This window comes from Desulfobulbus elongatus DSM 2908 (assembly GCF_000621145.1).
GTDB classification, from domain to species: domain Bacteria; phylum Desulfobacterota; class Desulfobulbia; order Desulfobulbales; family Desulfobulbaceae; genus Desulfobulbus; species Desulfobulbus elongatus.
This window is the reverse complement of record NZ_JHZB01000042.1, coordinates 1-21,900: the sequence shown is the minus strand read 5'-3', so window position 1 is coordinate 21,900 and position 21,900 is coordinate 1. Positions and strand designations below refer to the sequence as shown.

The window sequence follows — 21,900 nt, the reverse complement described above, 5'->3', positions numbered from 1 at the left end:
AGTGAGCGTTTATGAATCGTGATATTTACCAGGAGCCGCTGGTTTCCCGTTACACCAGCCGGGCGATGCAGGAACTGTTTTCCGAGCGCTACAAATTCACCCACTGGCGCAAATGCTGGGTCGCCCTGGCCGAAGCGCAGCACGAACTCGGGCTTGCCGCGGTCACCGCCGAGATGGTCGCCGAACTCAAAGCCAACGTCGACAACATCAACTTTGAGGTGGCGGCCGCCAAGGAACGCGAGATCCGGCACGACGTCATGGCGCATGTCTATGCCTACGGCCAGCAGTGTCCGCTGGCCGAGCCGATCATCCATCTCGGCGCAACCTCGCAGTTCGTGGTCTGCAACACCGACCTGCTCATCCAGAAACGGGCCTTGCGCCTGATCAAAAAAGCATTATTGAAAGTTATTGCCAATCTCGCCGCTTTTTGCGCCGCGCACAAGGATCTGGCGACCCTGGGCTACACCCATTACCAGCCGGCGCAACCGACTACGGTCGGCAAGCGCAACACGTTGTATATTCAGGATGTCCTGATGGACCTCAGCTATATCGAGCAGTTGGAGACCCAGATCAGGGCGCGGGGCGCCAAGGGAACGGTCGGTACCCAGGCCACCTTTATCGAGCTGTTCAATGGCGACCACGAAAAGGTGCGCGAACTGGATCGCCGCGTCTCCCAAAAAATCGGTTTCGACGAGGCCTTCCCGGTGACCGGCCAGACCTATCCCCGCAAGCTGGACATGAAAACCGCGGAAACCCTGGCCGGTATCGGTGCCTCGGTGCACAAGTTCGCCGTGGACCTGCGCCTGCTGTCCAATCTCAAGGTTCAGGAAGAGCCTTTTGAAAGCAAGCAGGTCGGCAGTTCGGCCATGGCGTACAAGCGCAATCCGATGCGGTCCGAGCGCATGACCGGCCTGGCCCGCAAACTCATGGGGCTGCCGGCCAATTTTGCCGCCACGGCGGCCAACCAGTGGTTTGAACGCACCCTGGACGACTCCGCCATCCGGCGCATGGACCTGGCCCAGGCCTTTCTCCTCACCGACGCCATTCTAAAGCTTTACATCAATATCACCAACGATATGGTCGTCTATCCGAAACAAATAGAAAGGCATTTGCGTGAAGAGTTGCCCTTCATGGCCACGGAAAAAATCCTGATGGCCTGCGTCGAACGCGGCAAAAGTCGGCAGGAGATGCATGAGGTGATTCGCGAGCATTCCGTGGCCGCCGGGCTGGCCGTCAAAAACAGGGGCGAATCGAACAATCTGCTGGAGCTGCTGGCCGCGGACGAGCGCGTCCCCTTTGACCGGGCCGAACTCGATAGCCTGGTCGGCAACTATCAGCAGTTCACCGGCCGCGCATCCATGCAGACCACCGAATTTCTCCGCGAACACGTGGAACCGGTTCTGGAGAAATACAAGGATAGCATTGAAGATATCGACGCTTCCTTAAGCGTGTAACCGTTTTTTTCGTTATGGCCGCAACTCCGCCCCTGCCCGTTGTCGTTGAATGGTTCCTGCTGATCCGGCCGGAAAAGATCAGCTGGCTCCGCTTCATCCTCGAAGGATACGACGGGCTGGCCACCCTCTCCACCCTTTCGGCCGACCGGGGCCTGGTGCGCATCCAGACGCTTGACTGCCACATGGCGGCGACCATGCGACTGCTTGCGGCCCTGGCCGAGCAACTGAGCCCGTTTTTCTCCCCATGCAGGGAGCCGATCGCAATTTCATGAGCAAAAGTCTGTACATCAAAACCTTTGGCTGCCAGATGAACGAGCGGGACTCGGAGATCATCGAGCAGCTGCTGGCCCAGGAAGGGTACGTGCCCACGGCCGAGCCCGAGGGGGCGGATGTCATCCTGATCAACACGTGCAGCATCAGGGAAAAGGCCGAACAGAAGGTCTTTTCTCTGCTGGGCTCGCTACGGCCGGAAAAACTGAGAAATCCGCATCTGCTCCTCGGGGTGACCGGCTGCGTCGCCCAGCAGGAGGGCGAGCAGATCCGCGAGCGGATGCCCCATGTCGACCTGATCGTGGGCACGCAGCAGATCTACCGCTTGCCGGAGATGCTGGACCGGCTGCACCAGGGGGTGACCAGCAAGGAGATCGCCACCAACATGGAGGCTTCCTTCACCATCCCGCCCTTTCAGAAGCTCCTGGCCGGCGTCTCCCCTTCCCCTTCCCCTCAGGGATTCAAACGCTTTGTCACCATCATGCAGGGCTGCGACAATTTCTGCAGCTACTGCGTGGTGCCCGGCACCAGGGGGCGTGAGATCAGCCGGCCCATGGCCGACATCCTCGAAGAGGTGGCCATTCTGGTCGACCAGGGCGTGCGGGAAATCACCCTTTTGGGCCAGAACGTCAATTCCTACGGCACCACCAACCGCGTTGCCGAGGAACAGATCGATTTTCCGCGCCTGCTGCGGGCAGTGGCCGCAATCGAGGGCGTGCAGCGGCTGCGCTTCACCACCTCCCATCCCAAGGATCTCACCGAGGAACTGATGCGTTGTTTCGCCGAGATCGACAACCTCTGTCCCCATTTTCACCTGCCGGTCCAGTCAGGTTCCAATGCGGTGCTGCGGCGGATGAACCGGAAATACACCGCCCAGGACTATCTGGACAAGGTGGAGCGGCTCAGGCGCTACCGGTCCGACATCGCGCTGGCCACCGACATCATCGTCGGTTTTCCCGGCGAGACCGAAGCCGATTTTCAGGCGACCATGGACCTGCTGAACCGTGTGCGCTACCACGGCTCCTTTTCTTTCAAGTATTCGGACCGGCCCCACACCCGCTCGGCCGAGTTCGGCGACAAGGTTCCGGAAGAGGAGAAAAGCAGACGGCTCGCCCTGTTTCAGGAACGGCAGGATCAGATATGTTTTGAACGAAACTGCGAATACATAGGAGAAACAGTTGAAATAATGGTTGAGGCGACGAGCAGTGCCGGCCTCAAGGGTCGCACGCCGAGCAACCATATCGTGCATTGCCCCGAGGCCACGGTGAACCTACGGCCCGGCGAACTCGCCCTGGTGTGCATCAGCCATGCCGGCAAGCATTCCTTGAAGGGCCAAATCGAGAATTGACATGAACAATTGCGTTCATTTTGGTGAAAGAGCATGATCGATCTTCATTCTCATACTTTTTTCAGTGACGGTGCCCTGGTTCCGGCGGAGCATGTCCGCCGGGTCGAGGTCCTCGGGTACGCGGCCATCGCCATCACCGATCACGCCGATTCCTCCAACATCCATATCCTGATTCCAGCCCTGCTCAAAGCGGCGAAGGATTTGAACCCGGTCACCACGACCCGGTTGATTGTCGGTGTCGAGCTGACCCACGTTCCCCCTGCCCTTATCGGTCCCCTGACGGCCCAGGCACGGGCCCTGGGTGCCCAGATTGTGGTGGTGCACGGCGAAACCCCGGTGGAACCGGTCCTGACCGGCACCAACCGGGCCGCACTGGAGGCGGGCGTCGACATCTTGGCGCATCCGGGCTTCATCACCGAGGAAGAAGCGGTGCTGGCCGCCCGCAACCATATCCTGCTGGAACTGTCCGGCCGCAAGGGGCACAGCCTGACCAACGGCCATGTGGCCCGGATGGCGGAACGGACCGGCGCTTTGTTGGCGGTCAATGCCGATGCGCATGGTCCCGGCGATTTCCTCACCGCGGCCATGGCGGAAACCGTGGGCTTGGGGGCCGGTCTGAGCCGGGAGCGGTATCAGGCCATTCGCCGCGACATGGCCGCCCTGGTCGACCGGTTGCCGCCTCTTTCGTAACGCGCTGCCAACTAAAACGATACAATTGCCATGTACTACCAGGGCACTGTCTATCGGCCGCCAAGCGAGGCGGACAGCATTCTGTTGCAGGTCACCACCGGCTGCTCCCACAACAAATGCACCTTCTGCGGCATGTACAAAGGGCAGCGATTCACCATCACCTCCGAGGAGATTGTTTTTGCCGACATCGACTACGCGGCCCGCCATTTTCCCCATGCCCGGCGGCTCTTTCTCTGCGACGGCGACGCCCTGATTCTGCCCCAGGCCCGCTTGCGGGCCATTCTCGAGCGGATCCAGGCGATCCTGCCGCGGGTCAGCCGGGTCGGCATCTATGCCAACTGCAAAAGTCTCAAGACAAAAACCGTGGCAGACCTGGAGGAGTTGCGGCGCCTCGGACTGGGCATCGCCTACATGGGGCTGGAGAGCGGCGACGACCAGACCCTGGCGGCCATCAACAAAGGGGCGACCGCCGCCGACATGATTGCCATGGCGGGCAAGGCCAGGGCCGCCGGTATCAAATTGTCCGTGACCGTCCTTTTGGGCGTGGCCGGCGCCGAGCGCTCCCTGATCCATGCCGAGGCAACCGGCCGGGTGCTGAGTGCCATCGATCCGGAATATGTCGGCGCCCTCAGCCTGATGATCGAGCCGGAGACCAAACTATATGCCGATGTCCAGGCCGGCCGTTTTGTGGTTCCCGGCCCCTTGTCCATTTTGCGCGAACTGCGTGCGATGATCGCCGCGACCCATCTGAAAAACGGCCTGTTCCACGCCAACCATGCCTCCAACTACCTGCCGGTGCGGGCAAAGCTCCCGGACGACAAGGAGGCGACCCTGGAGCTGATCGACCGGGCCCTGGCCGGCAACCTGTCGCTGCGGCCCGAATTTCTCCGGGCGCTCTGACGAAAAGCGCCATTTCCCTCCCCTGCTGCCTCTGCAAAACCTGCCATGCTGCCCAACGATTCGAATACAACCGTGCAGTCGGCGGTGATCGACACCGACTACATCGAACTGGACAAGCTGCTCAAGCGGGAGAATCTGGCCGCCAGCGGCGGCGAGGCGAGGTATCTGATCAGCCAGGGGCTGGCGACGGTTAACGGTGCGGTGGAATCGAGAAAACGGCGTAAGCTCTATCCGGGGGACCGGGTAGTCTGTTGCGGCGTCGAGATGCGGGTGGTAGCGAAACCGCCCTGTTCCGCTGCCAGCGGCGAATCGGAACAGGGCGGGTCATCTTTGGAATAGAGGAAAAAAGAAAAAAATCAGCGGGTCAGCCGCTCCTGAGCCTCCTGGTAGCGGCTGCGGGTCTTTTCCAGGATGTCCACCGGCACCGGCGGCGGCGGCGGTTGTTTGTTCCAGTCGAGGCTGGAAAGATAGTCCCGCAGAAACTGCTTGTCGAAGCTCGGCTGGCCCCTGCCGGGCTCGTACTGATCAAGGGGCCAAAACCGCGAGGAATCCGGCGTCAACACCTCGTCGACCAGAATAAGGGTGTCGCCGTCCAGACCCATCTCGAATTTGGTGTCCGCGATGATGATGCCCTTGGTACGGGCATACTCGGCGGCGCGCCGGTAGAGTTCGAGGCTCGCGGCCGCCATCTTTTCGGTCAGGTCCGCGCCCACCAACTCCCGCATGCGCTCGATGGAAATATTCTCGTCGTGCAGCCCCTGCTCGGCCTTGGTGGAGGGGGTGAACAGCGGCCGGGGAAAGGGGGCGGACTCGCGCATCCCCGCAGGCAGGGCGAAACCGCACACGGTCGTCCCCTTCTTGTATGCGCTCCAGAACGAGCCGCTCAGATACCCCCGGACTATGCATTCGATCGGCACCACCCTGGTCCGCTTGACCAGCATGGAGCGTCCCTCCAACTGATCGCGGTACGGGTGGCAGATCGCGGGAAACTGGTCGATGTCGGCGCTGATCAGGTGGTTGGGCACGATGTCGGCCAGCAGCCCGAACCAGAACAGGGAAATCTCGGTCAGCATCCTGCCCTTGCCGGGGATGGGATCGGCCATGACCACGTCGTAGGCGGAAATCCGGTCGGTGGCCACCATCAGCAGCTTGTCGGGGTGGCCGGGAATCTCGTACATGTCGCGCACCTTGCCCCGGTGCAGCAGGTGCAGGTCCGGACATTCGGTGGCCATCACAGCCTTGCTCATTGTTTCGCTCCTTCGCTTGATTGATAAACCTGACGATCGCTGCCGCTACTGTGGTCATTCGCGGCCCAAAACGCAACCGTCTTTCGCTCCGCCGGCCTCCTCTTGACAAGCCGTGGCGGCACCTTACAATTTCTTCTGAACCGCGCCAACCACAACACCAACGAGGAGGTGCCCCATGCCATTTGTCCGTTTCATCGACCGGCCGACATTCCGCAACCCCTGGGCCGAATTCGAGCGCATCCGTCAGGGACTCGACGAATTATCCCGGTCCTACGCCGAAAAAGGCAAGGGGCCCCGGGCCAACGTCTATCCTGCGCTCAACATGTACGAGGAGGCTGACCGGCTGATCGTCACCGCCGAACTGCCCGGCGTCAAGGCAGCGGACCTCGACCTGTCCATCGAGGGGGAAACCCTCACCCTCCAGGGCAAGCGCGACCGGCGGCAAAGCGAGGCCGGGGTCTCCTACCATCGCCGCGAAATCGAGTCGGGCAGCTTCAGCCGGGCCATCGCCCTGCCGGTCAAGGTGGACGCGGAGCACGTCGCAGCCCGGCTGGCGGACGGCATTCTCATTATCACCCTGATGAAGGCCTCCGCCGTCACCCCCCGCCAGATTCACGTCACCGCCGAATAGAGGAGGCTGCCATGAGCGAACAGGAATTAAAGGTGCAGGAAAAGAAAGCGGCGCAACCCGGCGACGAAACGACCAAAACCGAGACCTATTTCGCCCCTCACGTCGACATCTACGAAACCGAGCGGGAGGTGACAGTGGTCGCCGATATGCCGGGAGTGACCGTGGACGGCGTCGACCTGTCCCTGGAGGACAACATCCTCACCATCCAGGGGCATCGGGCTCCCCATGGGCAACCCGGCCGGCTTGTCCTCGAGGAGTACGAAGTCGGGCATTACCTCCGGCGCTTTACCGTGGCCGAGGTCATCGATCAGGAGAAGATCGCCGCCACGCTCGCCGACGGCGTCCTCACCGTGCGCCTGCCCAAGGCGGTTCCGGCCCAGCCCAGGAAAATCGAGGTCAAGCTCGGCTGATGATCGCGCCGGACGCCCGGTTACTCCTCGTTGTCAACGTTTCTCCACTGCGACCAGCTCGGGACAGGCGGAATTGGAGTAGTCGACCAATTCCGCCACCAGCGAGCCGATCACGATCTTGGAGTGAATCTCCACCGGCACCCGGCAGCGGTCATCGGTGAGCCAGAGCGTGGTGCCGCCGCTTTTCTCGTACAACCCCTTGAACTGCATCCTCGGTTGGACCACCAGGGTCGGCTTCCTGCCGAACGCGGTCTGGCGTTCTTCCCGCTTGATCAGCGCCACCTGGACCTCGTGCCGCTTTCTGTCGGCAAAGGTCGGCACCACGATGGGTTCCGATTCCTTCAGGGCCAGGGCCCTGGTGATGATAAACGAGGCGAACTCGTTGTACACTGAGCCGGCAATCTCGAGCTGCTGTTCCGCCTCCTTGTTTTTCCGATACCACACCATCCGTTTGGCCTGGTCATAGCGGGTGAGCCGGGTGATTTCCCTGCCGAAGCCCTCCTTTTGGTGGACCTCGTAGCGATAGGGCAGCTTCATCGGGCCGGAAACGTAGCTGGCGAACCGGTCATCCACCGGATAGAACACCTCCAGCGGCCCGTAATCCTTGACCTTCGCCGCGATGACATAGGCGTCGTCCCTGTCCTTTTCCTTCTGGATCGTCATGTAGATATCGCCGATCTTGACGCCGCCGCTCCAACTGACCGCATAATGCAGGGTTTCCGAGCCGGAGAAGATGACGGCGAGCACCGCCGGATCGACCTGGTCGGACCGGGTCTCGACGACCTCGGCTCCGGCGGCGATGCCGGCCGCCCCACCCCAGCTCAAGGAAAGCATCAGCAGACAAACGATGGTAAGGTGCATGTCAGTCACCGGTTGCCAGGGCGATGCAGGTGGCAATGAGGAGGGTCAGGGCGATCAGACCGTTCATGGAAAAAAACGACTGCTGGATGCGGGAAAGATCCCTGGGGTTGACGATCAGGTGCTGGTAGAACAGGGCGAAGCCGGTGACCGCGATGCCGCCGTAATACCAGTAATTGAGCCCCATCTGCATGCCGGTCAGGGTGAATAGGGCAAAGGCCAGCACGTGGAAGGCCACGGCGATGCGAAACCCGTTGCGGCGGCCGAAGATGGCGGGCATGGAAAACAGGCCGGCCTTGCGGTCGAAATCGGCGTCCAGGCAGGCATAGACGCAGTCGAAACCGGCCACCCAGAACAGTACACCCAGGGACAGCACCCACGGATACCCCTGGAAACTGGCGGAGACCGCCACCCAGCCGCCTAGGGGCGAGAAGGCCAGCGCCAGGCCGAGCACCACGTGGCAGAGCCAGGTGAACCGCTTGGTGAGCGAGTAAAAGAGCGTCAGGCCGAGCGCCACCGGCGCTATTTGCAGGGCCAGGGTGTTGAGCATGAAACAGGCGAAAAAGAAGAGCAGGCCCGCCGCGACCACCATCAGCCAGGATTCGAACAGGCTGACCTGACCGGCCGGCAGGGCGCGGTCGGCGGTGCGAGGATTGGCGGCGTCGAAGCGGCGGTCGGCGATGCGGTTGAAGCCCATGGCGCAGGTGCGGGCGCCGACCATGGCCAGCACCACCCAGAAAAACACCCGCAACGAGGGCAGCCCCCGCGCGGCGAGAAAGGCGCCCATCAGGGCAAAGGGCATGGCGAACACCGTGTGTTCGAACTTGATCATCTCCAACAGCGTTTTCAGCTTCCCCCACATATTCATCCCTCCTGCCAGCGGTCGATGGCGCCGTCCGCCACGGGAACGCCCAAGAGGTCGCAGAGGCGAGCGGCAAAGTGGCGGGCCAGATCGTCGGTGGTGCGCGGATGGTGGTAGAACGACGGCATGGGCGGGCAGATGATCGCACCCGCCTCGTGGGCGGCCAGCATGTTGCGCAGATGGGTGCGGTTGAGCGGGGTTTCCCGGACAGCCAGCAGCAAGGGCCGCCGCTCCTTGAGGGTGACGTCGGCGCTGCGGTGGAGCAGGTTGCCGCAGTAGCCGTTGGCAATGGCCGCCAGGCTGCCCATGCTGCACGGCAGCACCACCATGGCGTCGTAGCGGGCGGAGCCGGAGGCCGGCGGGGCGAAGAAATCGTCGGCAGCAAACCAGCAGCTCACCTGGGGCAGTTGCTCCGGGATTAGGCCCAGCTCGAAGGCCAGCACCTTGCGCCCCGCCTCGGAGGCGATGCCGTGGACCTCGATCTGTTGGTCCGCCAGCAAATCGAGCAGGGCCGGCACATAGAGCATGCCGGTGGCGCCGGTGATGCCCAGAAGAATGCGTCGAGGCTCCGCCATGCTTACTCCTTGATGCCGATGTAGATGGAAACGATGCCGAAGGTCAGCGGCAACCGGCTTGCGGTGGCGAAACCGGCCTTGCGCATCATGGCCAGCAGTTCTGCCGGCTCGTAGAAGGCGGCGATCGAGGAGGCCAGGTACTGATACGCCTCCTTGTCCCCCGAGATCCGGCCGGCGATGGCCGGCAGCACCTTGTTCAGATAGAAGGTGTAGATCGGCTTGATGATCGGGTTGGTCGGCCGGGAAAATTCAAGAATGAGCAGCTTGCCACCAGGCCGCAGCACGCGGTGCATCTCGCGCAGGCCCTGCAGGGTGCGCGACAGGTTGCGCACGCCGAAGGCCACGGTGCAACCCCAGAAGGCGCTGGTCGGTGCTGGAATGACCTCGCCGTCGCCGCAGACCGGAACGATGCGGTCCCGGCGGTTGTCGGCCGGTAGCGCCGTGGCCCCGGCCCGCAGCATGTCCTCGCAGAAATCGACGGCCAGCACCTTCCTGGCCCTGGCCTGGCGGGTCAACTCCAAGGAGAGCGGCAAAGTGCCGGCGCAGAGGTCGAGCACCCAGCCGTCGGGAAATTCGCGCAGCAGCCGTGTGGTCCGCCAGCGCCAGTACCGGTCGATCTGGAGGGAGAGCAGCGAATTGAGGAGATCGTACCGCCCGCTGATCGAAGAAAATTTTTCGCGAACGAATTTCTTCTTGGCCTCAGGGGATTGGATGTCGTTCATGCACGTCTTATCGGTCAGACCAATCGGTCTCGACCCGGTTTATTGAAATATTTTCAGGGGCAGGGCCGCGGGCGGCGCCTCGCCCCGATCGATCAGATATTGAAAAAACCGCTCCAGGGCCGTGCATTTCACCGGCGAGAGATCGTGCTCGATGCCCATGAGATAGGCCGAACAGGCCTCGCAGTCCATGGGGATGCGCCGGGCGACCCGGTCGCAGATCTCGGCCATGCGCAGGGCGCCCTGCTGCCGGCATTCGACCAGAGTCCGGCGGATGGCCCTGGCGTTTTCCGGCTCTGCGGCCAGGAAGGGCTCGCGCACCGCGCACACCGAAAACACGAAGGGCAGACCGGTGGTACGATGCCAGACCTCGCCGAGATCCAGTTGAACCGGATAGCTCCCTTCAACCCGCAGCCGCAGGGCATCGTCGCCGATGGCCAGCACGGCGCTGACCCCATCCAGCCGCACGCCGTCGCCGCAGACCGTGCCGACCTCGTACCGGGGGCGGACCCGGTAGAACTCCTCCAGGATGATTTTCACCAGGCGGATGGAGGTGTCGGACTGGCCGGTCAGGCGGATCAGTTTGTTGTCCAGGGCCTCGGGTTCGATCCGGGAAAACAGGAACACCGAGCCCACCGGCCCGGTGGCGCTGATCGACAGGTCGGCCAGGATCTGGTAGCGCTCGGGCCGGGCGGCATAGGCGTAGGAGGAGACGAAGCCCATGTCGATTTGGTCTTCGGCCAAAAGGATGTTCAACCGGCTCGGCTGCCCCTCGACCACCTGCCAGTCGGCGGGCAGAACGCGTTCCTTCCACATCTCGTAGATAGGGGCAACGTTTATGTAGTTCACCATGCCAATGCGCGCCATCTTGCCAGACTTCCCTTAATTCTTGATGCGTTCCGGTTCGGTCCGGCCGCCGTCTTCCACCAGGAACCGGTAGACCTGTTCGTCGTTTTTCATCTCCATGGGCAGCGGCACAGCCAGCAGATCCGCTTCCTTGCCGGCGGCCAGTGTTCCCAGGCGATTCTCCATGCCCAAGGCCGCAGCCCCGCCCAAAGTGGCCATGCGAAAGATTTCGGCCGCCGCGACCGTTGGCTGCGCCTCGGCCAGAAGCCGCATTTCCCGCCACAGCGAAAGCTGTGGGTTGCTGGCCAGGCTGTCCGTGCCCAGGGCCGGCAGCATACCATGATCGAGATAGGCGCGCACCGGTGCCGTGCCGGTGCGCAGGAATTGGTTGCTGCCGGGACACAGGCAGACCTTGACGCCCTCCCCGGCCATCATGCGGATCTCCTCGGCAGAGACATGGATGGCGTGGATGCAGAGGGTGCGGCTGTCGAGCAGATCGAGATCGCGGAAGTAGTGGATCGTGCCGCCGCTGCCGCGGGGCACGAAGGAGTTGTCCCAGAAACCGCGCTGGCGGATGAACTCCACCATCTCGCCCTTTCCTTCCCGGATCATTTCGCCCTCGGCGGCCGGCTCGGCGGTGTGGATGGGAAAGATATGGCCCAGCGCCCTGGCCCGCTCCTTCAGCCGGCGCAGCAGGCGGGGATGGGTGGAATACGGGGCATGACCGGAACAGAAGGCAGAATCGTCCTCCCGCGCCAACCGCTGTTCGTTTTTGGCCAGGGTGCGTTCGGCCAGGCCGAGATATTCCACGAACGGCAACAGGCGGCCGGGGAAGGTGGCGCTCAGGGTGCGGCCCATGGCGGTATTGCCGATATCGGCCAGCACGCCCACCCCGGTGCGATACTGTTGTTCGGCGGTGCGGCGGGCAGCTTGCTCGGCCTCTTCCCCGGTCGCGCCGAGGCGGTCGCGGAGCAGGAGCAGACGGCTGATCCAGCCGGTGAAGGTGGTGTCGAGGGGCGCGTCGGCCAGGGCGGTCAGATGCGAGAGTTCGAGATGGATGTGCGCGTTGACCAGCGCCGGGGTCAGCACCGCCTGGCCATGTTCGGTGACCGGCACCTGGGGGTACTGCTGTTGCACGCGGGGGAGCTCGCCCACCGCGAGGATGGTGCCGCCGGCCACGACCACCGCGCCGTTTTTGATGGCAGCGCTTCCGACTGGGACGATCCAGGCAGCGCTGTGGATGCGGATTGAATCTCTATCCATCAGACCGGGGTATAATCCATCAGCCGCTGCTGCGGCCTGAAACCGGCGTCGGTGACCAATCGCCTGATCTCCTCTTCCGACAGGCGGAAATGGACGCCGGCGGCGGCCACCACGTTTTCCTCGATCATGGTCGAGCCGAAGTCGTTGGCGCCGAAAAAGAGCGATAACTGGGCGATCTTCGGCCCCTGAGTCACCCAGGAGGCCTGGATGTTGCGAACATTGTCCAGAAAAATCCGGCTTAGGGCCAGCATGCGCAGATAGCTGACCGCCGTGGTCTTGTCGATGGTGCGCGCCGCGGCCAGCGGGGTATGGTCGGGCTGGAACGGCCAGGGGATGAAGGCGGTGAAGCCGCCGGTCTTATCCTGGAGGTCGCGCACCCGCTGCAGATGTTCGAGCCGTTCCGCCATGGTTTCGATGTGGCCGAACATCATGGTGGCGGTGGTGCGCAGGCCGAGGGCGTGGGCCGTGACCATCACCTCGATCCATTGATCGGCATCGCACTTGTTCGGGGCCAGCTCGCGCCGCACCCGGTTGCTGAGGATCTCGGCACCGCCGCCGGGGATGGAATCGAGGCCGGCGGCCATCAGACGCTGGATGACCGTGGCGATCGACTGGCCGGAGAGCTTGGCGAAATGGACGATTTCCGGCGGCGAGAAACCGTGGATATGGATGCCGGTCGCCTTCATGAACCGGAGCATGTCCTCGTAAAAATCCAGGGGCAGATCGGGGTGAAGGCCGCCCTGAAGCAATATCTGGGTGCCGCCCAGCGCCTGGGTTTCGGCGATTTTCTGCGCCAGTTCCGCTTTGGTCAGCACTCCGCCGCCATCCTCTTCCGGCGCCTTGAAAAACGCGCAGAACTTGCAGGCGGAGATGCAGATGTCGGTGTAGTTGATGTTGCGGTCGATCACATAGGTGACCATCGGTTCCGGATGCAGCCGCATGCGCACGCCATGGGCCAGAAATCCCAGTTGGTTCAGGCTGGCCTTTTCCGCGAGGCAGAGGAACTCCTTGCCGTCAATCCGCTGGCCTGCCTCGATTTTTGCAATGATCGCCGGCAGCATACCGTCAGTAGGTGGCAAGGACATTGTAGAGGGTGTCGCGCTGCACCGGCTGCCGGCCCGCCTCCTTGATCAGGCGGATCAGCGTCTTGTGGCCGAGCGCCTGCTCGGTTTCCGCGCCGGCCATGTGAGTGATCACCTCCTCCTTGACCGTGCCGTCCATGTCGTCGGCGCCGAAGGCCAGGGCCACCTGGGCCAGCTTGGGGCCGGTCATCACCCAGTAGGCCTTGATGTGGGGAAAATTGTCGAGCATCAACCGGCTAACAGCGATGTTTTTGAGATCGTCGATACCGGTGGTGGAGGCATGCTCCGCCATGTTGGTGTTCTTGGGGTGAAAGGCCAGGGGGATGAAGGCCAGGAAGCCGCCGGTCTCGTCTTGTGCGCGCCGCAGGGCATCGAAATGTTCGAGCCGTTCGTCAACGGTCTCGATGTGGCCATAGAGCATGGTGGCGTTGGTTTTCAGGCCCAAGCGGTGCGCGGTTTTGGCCACCTCGAGCCAGCCCTCGCCGGAAAGTTTCCGTTCGCAGGTCGCCTGGCGGATGCGCGGGCTGAACACCTCGGCACCGCCGCCGGGCATCGAGTCGAGACCGGCATCGACCAGTTGGCGTAGGGTCTCTTCGACGGACAGCCGCGCCATCTGGGCGAGATGATGGATTTCGACGCAGGTGAAGGCCTGAATGTGCACATCCGGCCGCACCTCTTTCACCCCGCGCAACATGTCAATATAGTAGGAAAATGGCAGGTCGGGATGCAGGCCGCCGACAATATGGACTTCGGTGATCGGCTCGTCGAGCCGCTGCCTGACCTTGTCCTGTACCTCGGCCACGGTCATCTCATAGGACAGGGTGTGGCCCTTTTCCTTGCCGAAGGCGCAGAACTTGCACAAATTGGTGCAGATGTTCGAATAGTTGACGTGCTGATTATAGATAAAAAAAGCCAGATTGTCGTTCAGCCGTTCCCGGACGATGTTGGCCAGGTAGCCCAGGGCGAGAATATTGGGATGCCGGTAGAGCGTTTGTCCGTCGGCAAGCGTCAACCGTTCGCCGTTTCTGACCTTGGCCAGAATCTGGCCTAAACCGGCCTGTTCGATATATGCGTCCATCACGTGCGCGGGCCTCGGGGCAAAAAAAGAAGCCCCTTAAAATAAGGGGCTCGGGTTGATAGCAACAGTCAAAAAAACTAATCGAGGAAGAAACGGAGTTTTTCCCGGCGGCTGGAATGCCGCAACCGGTTGAGGGCCTTTTTCTCGATCTGCCGGATCCGCTCGCGGGAAACGTTGAACCGCTTGCCGATCTCCTCCAGGGTGTACTCCGCCTTTTCGCCGATGCCGAACCGCAGGCGGATGATCTTTTCCTCGCGGTCGGTCAGGGTCGACAGCACCTCGGTCACCCGATGGGCCAGTTCCCGGTTCTGGACCGCATCGTAGGGCGACTCCGATTCCTGGTTCTCGAGAAAATCGCCCAGGGTCGAATCGTCGTCGCCCACTGGGGTCTCCAGGGAAATGGGCTCGCGGGAGGCCTCGAGGATGGCCAGGATCTTGTCCATGGGCAAGTCGGTCATCTTGGAGATCTCAACCGGGGTCGGCTCGCGGCCCAGTTCCTTGAGCAGTGAATAAAAGGCCTTGAAAAACTGGCTCCGCAACTCCAGGAAATGCACCGGCAGGCGGATGGTGCGGGTCTTGTCGAGGATGGCCCTGGTGATGGCTTGCCGAATCCACCAGGAGGCGTAGGTGGAGAATTTGTTGCCTTTTTTGTAGTCAAAGCGGAACACCGCCCGCATCAGACCGAGATTGCCTTCCTGGATCAGGTCGGCCAGGGTCAGGCCCTGATGCATGTACCGCTTGGCAATGGAGACCACCAGGCGGAGGTTGGCCCGGATCATCGAATCCTTGGCGAATTCGATCGAGCGGTTATAGGCCTCGATCTTGGTGCTCAGCTCGAACAACTCGCGCCTGTCCGGATAGTTCCGGTTGGCGATGCTGACGCAGTGACGCATGTAGTTGAGCTGTTGTTTCTTTGGCTTGAGCGTCGGATCGCGGCGCTGCCAGAGGTCGATGCGGTCGACCAGCATCTTGATCTCGGACACGCCGGACTGGTCCTGCCGGATGGCATCGATGATGGCATCGAAACCTTCCCGGATCGTTTTGGAATACTTTGCTTCCTCTTCCGGGGTCAGCAGGTCGAACTGCCCCATTTCCCGCAGGTAGGTGGTGGTGGTTTCCTCGGATTCGTGTTCTTCGCTGTCGGGCAGGCTGTCGGAAACCGTTTCTTCCTCGCCGCTTTTCTTCCCGGTCCACTCTTCGCCGGAAAGGGTCTTGCGCTTGCCCGATTCTTCCTGGGTGACAATCTCGATATTGTTTTCGCCCAGAAAATCGAACAGTTCTTCGATGGCCCCCGGATCCTTTATCTGCTCGGGGAGAAGCTCGTTGAGATGTTGAAAGGTGATACAGCCTTCGTCTTTGCCGGCCTCAAGAAGGTCATTTTTTATACCAGAGAGCACCTGCCTTCTCCTTTCTATTTGTGCGTGGACACAAAGGTTTTAAAGACAAAAAGAATTTTATAGAATACTCTTTCAGGGGAAAAATGCAACGGGAGAGTGTTTTTCATGCGAAAAAAGCAGAGACATCACCTCGTTATTGAACGGGCGCCAAACAATGCGACCGCCCTTGCGCCATGGACGGGAAAATCAGGGTATGAATAATTGTACAGTGGTAAACATCCTCAGACAAAGGTCAAGCGGAATTCTGCTGCCGATTTTCTCGCTTCCGGGCCCCCACGGCATCGGCGATCTGGGCCATGCCGCCCTGCGGTTCATCGATTTCCTCAAAGCGGCCGGCCAAAGCTGCTGGCAGATCCTGCCCCTTGGCCCCACCAGCCCCTTGTTCGGCAATTCCCCCTACATGAGCCCGTCCGCCTTTGCCGGCTCCCCCCTTTTAATCAACCCCGACCTCCTGGTGGAACAAGGTTTGGTGCGGAGGCGGGAGATTCTGCCGCCGGATTGTTCCGAATACAGCGTCGACTATCACCTGGTCGCCCGCCACAAAGCGGGCATCCTCGCCCTGGCCTGGCAGCGGTTCCAGCTTCGTTCCGACTGGCCCGACATTCTGGAGACGTTTGCCGCAACCCATCCCTGGTGTCTCGATTATGCGCTGTTCGTCGCCCTCAAACAGCGCCACCAGGGGAAGCCGTGGTACGGCTGGCCGGAGGAGATCCGGCACCGGCGCCCCACGGCCCTCGCCGCGGCTCGACGTGCGATGCGGGAGCAGGTCGATGCCGTCGTGTTCGAGCAATACCTGTTTTTCGGCCAGTGGCAACACCTTCGCGACCACGCCCGCCGGCAGGGCATTCGGCTCATCGGCGATCTGCCCATTTACGTGGCGCTGGACAGTGCCGATGCGTGGGCCAACCAGGACATCTTTCAGCTCGACCGCGAAACCGGTCTGCCGACCGATGTTGCCGGGGTGCCACCCGATTACTTCAGCGCCACCGGGCAGCGGTGGGGCAATCCGCTGTATCGCTGGACGACCGGGGACGACCTGATTCGGGACCGGCTCTGGGATTGGTGGGAGCAGCGCCTGCGGCTCAATTTCATGCTGACTGATACGCTCCGCATCGATCATTTTCGCGGGTTTGCAGCCTATTGGGCCGTCCCGGCCGAGGAAGAGACGGCCCTGAACGGCCGCTGGCTGCCGGGACCGGGGCAGCCCTTTTTCGAGGAGATGGACCGGCGGCTGGGCGGGATGTCGATCATTGCCGAGGATCTCGGCCTGATCACTCCGGATGTGGCCACCTTACGGGACACGCTTGGCTATCCGGGAATGAAGGTGCTGCTCTTTGCCTTCGACGGCGATCCCCGCAACAGTTATCTTCCCTACAACACGGAGAAAAACAGCGTGGTGTACACGGGGACCCACGACAACGACACGGCCGTCGGCTGGTTCCTCAATCCCGACGTGACCCGGGAAAGCAAGCGAAGGGCCAAACGGTTCGCCAACCGCAGCGACGATCATGCCGGTTCCTTCCACCAGGAATTGATCCACCTTGCCCTGGCCTCGCCCGCCAATCTCGCCATCCTGCCGATGCAGGACGTGCTCGGCTTCGGCAATGACTGCCGGCTGAACACCCCCGGCGTGCTCGCCGGCAACTGGCAATGGCGGTGCGCCGAACGGTTCGTCAACAAGGACGTCGCCGCCTGGCTGTCCGACCTGACCACCCTGTTCGGCAGGGTGCCGCCGGAATCCGATTGCCAAACCGGCGCCACGCAGGATCCCTGACCCGTTTTCTCGATCTTCAAGGTCAAGGGTGTGCTTCGGCGACAGCCAGGGCGCCGACACATCCGGGCGCCGGGACAAAAGAAACCATCGTCCATCCTGGCATGCGGGACGGTTGCACCTGCATGTCGTGATGCGGATCGAACGGAGACAGCACATCCACGGGCGGCAGTTCAAACGAATCGAGCGGGCGGCTCAACCCCTCGCCCGTGGCCTTGACAAAGGCTTCTTTCCGACTCCAGAGCGAAAAAAAGAAGGTTTGCCGCTCGGCAGCGACGCGTTGCTGCATGGCATCGTATTCCCTGGCGGTGAAAAACGAGTGCACAATCTCCTCGTACTCCGGAACGTCGCGGATATATTCCACGTCAACCCCGACCCTGCGGCCCCGGGTCAGCGCTATGCAGGCCAACCAACGGGCATGGGACACGTTGAACGACAGCCCGTGCCCGTCCCGTGTCCCGGCCAGCAGCGGTTTGCCCCAGGCGTTGCGGGAAAACCGCACCTCGTCGGGCCGGATGCCCAGATGGTGCGCCAGCAATCGTCGCAGCACCACCCTGCCGAGGAGAAAACAGCACCGGTCCTGCAAAAGATGCAACCCAGCCGCCTTCAGCCGTTCGTCAGCCGAGAGCCCGAGGCTCGCTTGTTCCAGGAAGGAGCGGGGAACGTCGCACAAGAACAGGTAGACATGAACGGCATTGCCGCCCAAAACGTCCGTTTCGGGGGACAGCAGCTGTTCCCGTTCCAGGCGGCGGAAGCAGATGGTCTCCACCGGTGCGCCTGCTTCCCGCCCGCCCCGATACGGCCTGGTCCCGGAGATGCGGGCAATTATCGGCACGTTTCCGACCGTCGCAGCAGGCCGGAAATGTCGCGATGCAGCTCTTCGAGCACGAGATCCTGCGCGCTTTTGATGAAAAAGTGATTACCCGCGAACATGCGGCAGCAAAAAGCACCGGTGCTGTGCTGTTGCCAGGCCTCGAGTTCCCCCGGCGCCACTTCTCTGTCGTCCAAACCGCCGTACACGGTGAGCGGACATTGCAACGGTGTGCCCGCACTATGGACATAGGTTTCGTCCACGGTGAAGTCCGCCCGGAGAAGGGGCAGATAAAAGGCCATCAGCTCCCTGTTCTCCAGGAGTACATCGGGCGTGGCCGCATAGCGCCGCAATTCCTCGATGAAAAGGTGTTCCGGCAGATGATGGAGCGGCCGCGGTTCCCGCAGATGCGGAGCGCGGCTGCCGGCGATGAAGAGATGCCGAGGTTGCGGCTGACTCCTTTTCCGCAGGAGACGGGCCAGTTCAAAGGCGAGCTTGGCGCCCAGGCTGTGGCCGAAGAAGGCAAAGGGCCGGTCCATGAGAGGCCGCAATCCGGCAAATATACGCTCCACAAGCAGCAGAAGATCGGTGCAGGGGGCCTCGGTGATCCTGTTTTCCCGTCCGGGCAGCTGCACGCCGCAGACCTGCACACCGGGCGGCATCTTCTCCTGCCACTGCCGGAAGATCGATGCGCCTCCCCCCGCATAGGGAAAGCAGAACAGCCTGAAATCAGGGTCTGCGCCGGGCGACGGCGGAAATATCCAGGACGTGCCGTTGTAATCGTTCATTCGCATACCAGGCTCCTCGTGCGGTCGCCGATGTCCGAAGAGAGACGGTGCTCCCTGTAGCGGACCGGGTCCGGTTCGGCGTGGACCTCTTCTTTCCGGCGGACATGCTGCGCCTTGCCGCACTGCCGCATTACGTCCACCCACAGGCCGGCGAGCTGCAACAGGTAGGGCTCGCTCTGAAACACGGGCGTCTCCCCGGAATCGGCAGCGTGCCTCAGCACGGCGAGCGCGGCCAGGATGCCTTCCGGCCAGTGCGTGGCGAAGATGTCGGCATACGACGGCGCATCCCCCGGCGTAAATTGTACCGTCGTCGGCTGACGACCGGCTCGGCGGCCGGCGTGAAAATGACGGGACATGATCGTGTCCGGCGCCCCTTCCCCGGAATCCGGCGCTTGCCGGCTCGACCGGGGATATCCCTGGGCCCAGATCACGGGACCGAAGGGACTGAGCAGGGACACGTTGCCGCTTTCCGAACCGATGCAGATGCGGTGCATGACGAGGTAGTTGTGCACCGCATCGTCCGGATCGAAATACTGCTGTATTCTGAGGTACGCCGGAATGCCGGCGAGCACGCCCTCGATACTTTTGAACGGCACGCATCCGATCCGCAGGGCCGCGACAGCGGACGGTTCCCAGGCGGGCGGCCCGTTCAGGGCGAACGGCTCGAAACCGCCCAGGGCCTGGCCCACGATGTCCAGGGCCGAGTACGGCAGCGCGGTGGTGATGTCGATGAACAGCGGCCGCTCGTGCCTGCCGCTCTGCCGCACATAATCGATGAAGGTCTGCACCGCCCGGATATGGGCGAAGTGGCTGTTGACATGGTACTGCACCCCCAGCCGGCGCGACAGTTGCAGGCATTCCCGCAGATCCGCGGGATGGAGCGGATGCTCCTGCACGACATGGATCCCCCGGCGCAACAGTTCCATGGCGATCCGAGTACCGTTGCCGCCCAGCAGGGTCGATTTGACGGCCACGCAGGCCATGTCGATATCTGCGGGCAGTTGTCCGGTTTCCGTGTACAGGGGCACGCCGAGTTCGTTCGCCAGGGTCCGCGAACGGGCGCTGCCCGCCGCCAGGATGCCGGCGAGTTCCATATCGCACGACCGCTGCACAAAGGCGGAAAGATAAAAACGGCCGTAGTTCGTGCCGCAGACCAACACCCTCGGTTGTCGTTTCATCTCGCCCCTCAGCCTTGCCCGGTCCGCAGAAGATGGCCGGCCAGCCGTCCACCCAGGGCGAGAATGGTCAGCACCGGCGGCACGGCCAGGGATTCGGGCAGCACGCTGGCATCGGCCACATAGACATTGTCGAACCGCGTCTTCAGATCGGCATCGACAATCTCGCCGATCCGGCAGGTTCCGGCCGGATGGACCGCCGCGATCCGGGAAAACCAGATGTCGCGCGCCCCGGCATGTTGCAGGATGTCACGGGCCACGCGCTTGCCGTATTCGAGTTTTTCGAGGTCGCGCGCGGTCAGGTGCTTGCAAATGCCGCCTTCGGCATCGAGCGAGCCGTCGCTGTCGTCGGCGATCTCGACCAGGAGCGACAAGGCCTGCCGGCCGGCGAACATCCGGCCCCGGATGCCCTGCTCTTTCAGCATCTGCATGTACACCATGCCCGGCACCGTGGCGTCGGCCAAGGTCACGCCGCCGTCGAGCAGCACCCCTGCCTGCCGGTTGGACTCGCCCCGGCCGGACAGCCGCCTGTCCTTGCCGACATAGCCGAAGGCGATCAGATAGGGGTCGTTGCACAGGGACTGGCCGGCCTCGGCCAGTCCCGAGTTTCTCAGGATCTGCGGCGAGCCGATGCCGCCCGCCGCGAGAACGACGGTGTCGGCCTGAATCCGCAGGGCGCCCTTGTTCCTGTCCACGGCCTGCACCCCGATGGCCCGGTTCTGTTCGATCAGCACCTTCTCGCAACGGGTTCCATTCAGCAGAGTGGCGCCATGGCCGACCGCATCGAGCACCCAGCGGCGGGCATCCCAGCGCGCGCCGGTCCGGTCGCCCATGAACAAAGAGCCTTGGCGGAACTTGGCCGGATCGAGGAAGAACCGGTCGCAGTTCTTCCAGGGCAATCCGAGCTGCCGGGCCGACTGCGCGAGCATCCTCGCCTTTTCCCCCAGTTGTTCGTCCGCCAGCGGCCTGATGACGATATCTTTTTTGATGGCCCGGATCTCGTCGTCAAGGTCGATGCCATGCGCCGCGAATTTTTCCGGAGGCGCCTCCTCGCAGACACCGGCGTACATCATGGTGCTGCCGCCGGTGGTCAGCCCCCGCACCATTTTCATGACCGGCGCAGAGGAAGTTTTCATGATGCTGTGCTTCATCAGGCGCAGGCCGCCGAAATAGCGGGTTGGGTTGGGAAACAGTCCCGGTTCCGGTGGGTTGTCGTCCCCCCACTCCAGGATGAGCACCCGCCTGCCGGCTGCACTCAGTTTCCTGGCCACCGCCGCCCCGCCCGGGCCCGAACCGACCACCACCACCTCGGTGGTCATTGTCTCTGTATTCGTCATACGGATATCCTCATTAAAAAATACCTGGAATCAGCATCCATTCTACTGTTTGTTTATCAGCCCGTTGAAAAACCCCGTAACCCTGTAAAACCTATTGCCCCAATCCCCATGTGCGGTAAATTGATTTTATCATTTCACAACAAGGAGTTATTACCGTATGGCGATTGGTAGACGCAAACCCAAGCAACAGACAATGTGGGTCAACCAGCATCAGCTTCCCAAGGGCCAAGGGCATCCCTTTTACTCCCGGCTCAACGATCTTCTCGCCAAGGATGGTTTCGACTCTTGGGCGGAAGAGCTCTGCGCCCCGTGTTTTGCCAGCAAGGGAAGGCCCTCCATTCCGCCCGGAGTCTATTTTCGGATGCTGTTCATCGGCTACCTGGAAGGT

Annotated in this window: 24 protein-coding genes; 10 read left to right on the top strand and 14 right to left on the bottom strand. The window is 62.2% G+C overall.

Annotated elements, in window-relative coordinates; genetic code table 11:
* Positions 1 to 11: 11 nt before the first annotated feature.
* From purB to Q362_RS21120, 6 genes are read left to right on the top strand one after another with little or no spacing between them, the layout of a single operon-like run.
* Positions 12 to 1,454 (top strand): adenylosuccinate lyase, encoded by a 1,443-nt coding sequence (gene purB, locus Q362_RS0115625; protein ID WP_028319433.1) that lies wholly within the window; start codon positions 12 to 14, stop codon positions 1,452 to 1,454.
* Positions 1,455 to 1,468: 14 nt separating this feature from the next.
* Entirely contained in the window at positions 1,469 to 1,726 is a 258-nt protein-coding gene (locus tag Q362_RS0115620; protein ID WP_028319432.1) for a DUF4911 domain-containing protein, read from the top strand.
* Positions 1,723 to 3,072: a tRNA (N6-isopentenyl adenosine(37)-C2)-methylthiotransferase MiaB gene (gene miaB, locus Q362_RS0115615; protein ID WP_028319431.1), complete on the top strand. Its 1,350-nt coding sequence runs from the start codon at positions 1,723 to 1,725 to the stop codon at positions 3,070 to 3,072. Before Q362_RS0115620 ends, miaB begins: the two co-directional genes overlap by 4 nt.
* Before the next feature lie 33 nt (positions 3,073 to 3,105).
* Positions 3,106 to 3,762: a histidinol phosphate phosphatase domain-containing protein gene (locus tag Q362_RS0115610; RefSeq protein WP_028319430.1), complete on the top strand. Its 657-nt coding sequence runs from the start codon at positions 3,106 to 3,108 to the stop codon at positions 3,760 to 3,762.
* Between the two features lie 30 nt (positions 3,763 to 3,792).
* Positions 3,793 to 4,662: a radical SAM protein gene (locus Q362_RS0115605; RefSeq protein WP_028319429.1), complete on the top strand. Its 870-nt coding sequence runs from the start codon at positions 3,793 to 3,795 to the stop codon at positions 4,660 to 4,662.
* Between the two features lie 45 nt (positions 4,663 to 4,707).
* Complete coding sequence (locus Q362_RS21120; RefSeq protein WP_051554396.1) at positions 4,708 to 5,001, top strand: RNA-binding S4 domain-containing protein; 294 nt, start codon at positions 4,708 to 4,710, stop codon at positions 4,999 to 5,001.
* Between the two features lie 17 nt (positions 5,002 to 5,018).
* On the opposite strand, the gene Q362_RS0115595 is transcribed toward Q362_RS21120, so the two are convergent.
* On the bottom strand, positions 5,019 to 5,909 hold the full coding sequence (locus tag Q362_RS0115595; RefSeq protein WP_028319428.1) for a phosphoribosylaminoimidazolesuccinocarboxamide synthase: 891 nt from the start codon (positions 5,907 to 5,909) through the stop codon (positions 5,019 to 5,021).
* 175 nt (positions 5,910 to 6,084) lie between these two features.
* Here Q362_RS0115595 and Q362_RS0115590 point away from each other — a divergent pair, with 175 nt between their 5' ends.
* Together Q362_RS0115590 and Q362_RS0115585 are read left to right on the top strand one after the other, a co-directional pair.
* Positions 6,085 to 6,540 carry an Hsp20/alpha crystallin family protein gene (locus Q362_RS0115590; protein WP_028319427.1) on the top strand — a complete coding sequence of 152 codons (456 nt, stop codon included), beginning with the start codon at positions 6,085 to 6,087 and terminating at the stop codon, positions 6,538 to 6,540.
* Between the two features lie 11 nt (positions 6,541 to 6,551).
* Positions 6,552 to 6,950: an Hsp20/alpha crystallin family protein gene (locus Q362_RS0115585; RefSeq protein WP_028319426.1), complete on the top strand. Its 399-nt coding sequence runs from the start codon at positions 6,552 to 6,554 to the stop codon at positions 6,948 to 6,950.
* 33 nt (positions 6,951 to 6,983) lie between these two features.
* Here the strand turns inward: Q362_RS0115585 and Q362_RS0115580 are convergent, their stop codons facing one another.
* The 9 genes from Q362_RS0115580 to Q362_RS0115540 form a co-directional block, all read right to left on the bottom strand.
* Entirely contained in the window at positions 6,984 to 7,811 is an 828-nt protein-coding gene (locus Q362_RS0115580; protein ID WP_051554395.1) for a DUF3108 domain-containing protein, read from the bottom strand.
* 1 nt (position 7,812) lies between these two features.
* Positions 7,813 to 8,670 carry a UbiA-like polyprenyltransferase gene (locus tag Q362_RS0115575; protein WP_028319424.1) on the bottom strand — a complete coding sequence of 286 codons (858 nt, stop codon included), beginning with the start codon at positions 8,668 to 8,670 and terminating at the stop codon, positions 7,813 to 7,815.
* Between the two features lie 2 nt (positions 8,671 to 8,672).
* Positions 8,673 to 9,245: a UbiX family flavin prenyltransferase gene (locus Q362_RS0115570; protein ID WP_028319423.1), complete on the bottom strand. Its 573-nt coding sequence runs from the start codon at positions 9,243 to 9,245 to the stop codon at positions 8,673 to 8,675.
* A 2-nt stretch (positions 9,246 to 9,247) separates the two neighbouring features.
* Positions 9,248 to 9,967, bottom strand: a complete 720-nt coding sequence (locus Q362_RS0115565) for a ubiquinone/menaquinone biosynthesis methyltransferase (protein WP_028319422.1) — start codon at positions 9,965 to 9,967, stop codon at positions 9,248 to 9,250.
* Between the two features lie 39 nt (positions 9,968 to 10,006).
* Positions 10,007 to 10,816 carry a menaquinone biosynthetic enzyme MqnA/MqnD family protein gene (locus Q362_RS0115560; RefSeq protein WP_245590249.1) on the bottom strand — a complete coding sequence of 270 codons (810 nt, stop codon included), beginning with the start codon at positions 10,814 to 10,816 and terminating at the stop codon, positions 10,007 to 10,009.
* Between the two features lie 30 nt (positions 10,817 to 10,846).
* Positions 10,847 to 12,073 carry an amidohydrolase family protein gene (locus Q362_RS0115555; RefSeq protein WP_028319420.1) on the bottom strand — a complete coding sequence of 409 codons (1,227 nt, stop codon included), beginning with the start codon at positions 12,071 to 12,073 and terminating at the stop codon, positions 10,847 to 10,849.
* The gene (gene mqnC / locus Q362_RS0115550; protein WP_245590248.1) at positions 12,073 to 13,158 is read right to left on the bottom strand and encodes a cyclic dehypoxanthinyl futalosine synthase; all 1,086 of its coding nucleotides are present in this window, start codon (positions 13,156 to 13,158) and stop codon (positions 12,073 to 12,075) included. Before mqnC ends, Q362_RS0115555 begins: the two co-directional genes overlap by 1 nt.
* Positions 13,139 to 14,233 carry an aminofutalosine synthase MqnE gene (gene mqnE / locus Q362_RS0115545; RefSeq protein ID WP_035217036.1) on the bottom strand — a complete coding sequence of 365 codons (1,095 nt, stop codon included), beginning with the start codon at positions 14,231 to 14,233 and terminating at the stop codon, positions 13,139 to 13,141. Before mqnE ends, mqnC begins: the two co-directional genes overlap by 20 nt.
* 77 nt (positions 14,234 to 14,310) lie before the next feature.
* Entirely contained in the window at positions 14,311 to 15,630 is a 1,320-nt protein-coding gene (locus tag Q362_RS0115540; RefSeq protein WP_028319417.1) for a sigma-70 family RNA polymerase sigma factor, read from the bottom strand.
* Positions 15,631 to 15,823: 193 nt separating this feature from the next.
* Here Q362_RS0115540 and malQ point away from each other — a divergent pair, with 193 nt between their 5' ends.
* Complete coding sequence (gene malQ / locus Q362_RS0115535) at positions 15,824 to 17,404, top strand: 4-alpha-glucanotransferase (RefSeq protein ID WP_035217035.1); 1,581 nt, start codon at positions 15,824 to 15,826, stop codon at positions 17,402 to 17,404.
* A 22-nt stretch (positions 17,405 to 17,426) separates the two neighbouring features.
* Here the strand turns inward: malQ and Q362_RS22445 are convergent, their stop codons facing one another.
* From Q362_RS22445 to Q362_RS0115515, 4 genes are read right to left on the bottom strand one after another with little or no spacing between them, the layout of a single operon-like run.
* Positions 17,427 to 18,236: a 4'-phosphopantetheinyl transferase family protein gene (locus tag Q362_RS22445; RefSeq protein ID WP_084312865.1), complete on the bottom strand. Its 810-nt coding sequence runs from the start codon at positions 18,234 to 18,236 to the stop codon at positions 17,427 to 17,429.
* Positions 18,227 to 19,006, bottom strand: coding sequence for a thioesterase II family protein (locus tag Q362_RS0115525; RefSeq protein WP_028319415.1), 780 nt, complete (start codon positions 19,004 to 19,006; stop codon positions 18,227 to 18,229). The genes Q362_RS22445 and Q362_RS0115525 overlap by 10 nt, the downstream gene beginning before the upstream one ends.
* Positions 18,997 to 20,178, bottom strand: a complete 1,182-nt coding sequence (locus Q362_RS21110; RefSeq protein ID WP_084312863.1) for a Gfo/Idh/MocA family oxidoreductase — start codon at positions 20,176 to 20,178, stop codon at positions 18,997 to 18,999. Before Q362_RS21110 ends, Q362_RS0115525 begins: the two co-directional genes overlap by 10 nt.
* A gap of 8 nt (positions 20,179 to 20,186) precedes the next feature.
* Positions 20,187 to 21,512, bottom strand: a complete 1,326-nt coding sequence (locus Q362_RS0115515; RefSeq protein ID WP_084312861.1) for a GMC family oxidoreductase N-terminal domain-containing protein — start codon at positions 21,510 to 21,512, stop codon at positions 20,187 to 20,189.
* A 157-nt stretch (positions 21,513 to 21,669) separates the two neighbouring features.
* Between Q362_RS0115515 and Q362_RS21105 the strand changes: the two genes are divergently transcribed.
* On the top strand, positions 21,670 to 21,900 hold a 231-nt coding region (locus Q362_RS21105), incomplete at its 3' end, for a transposase (RefSeq protein ID WP_211248514.1).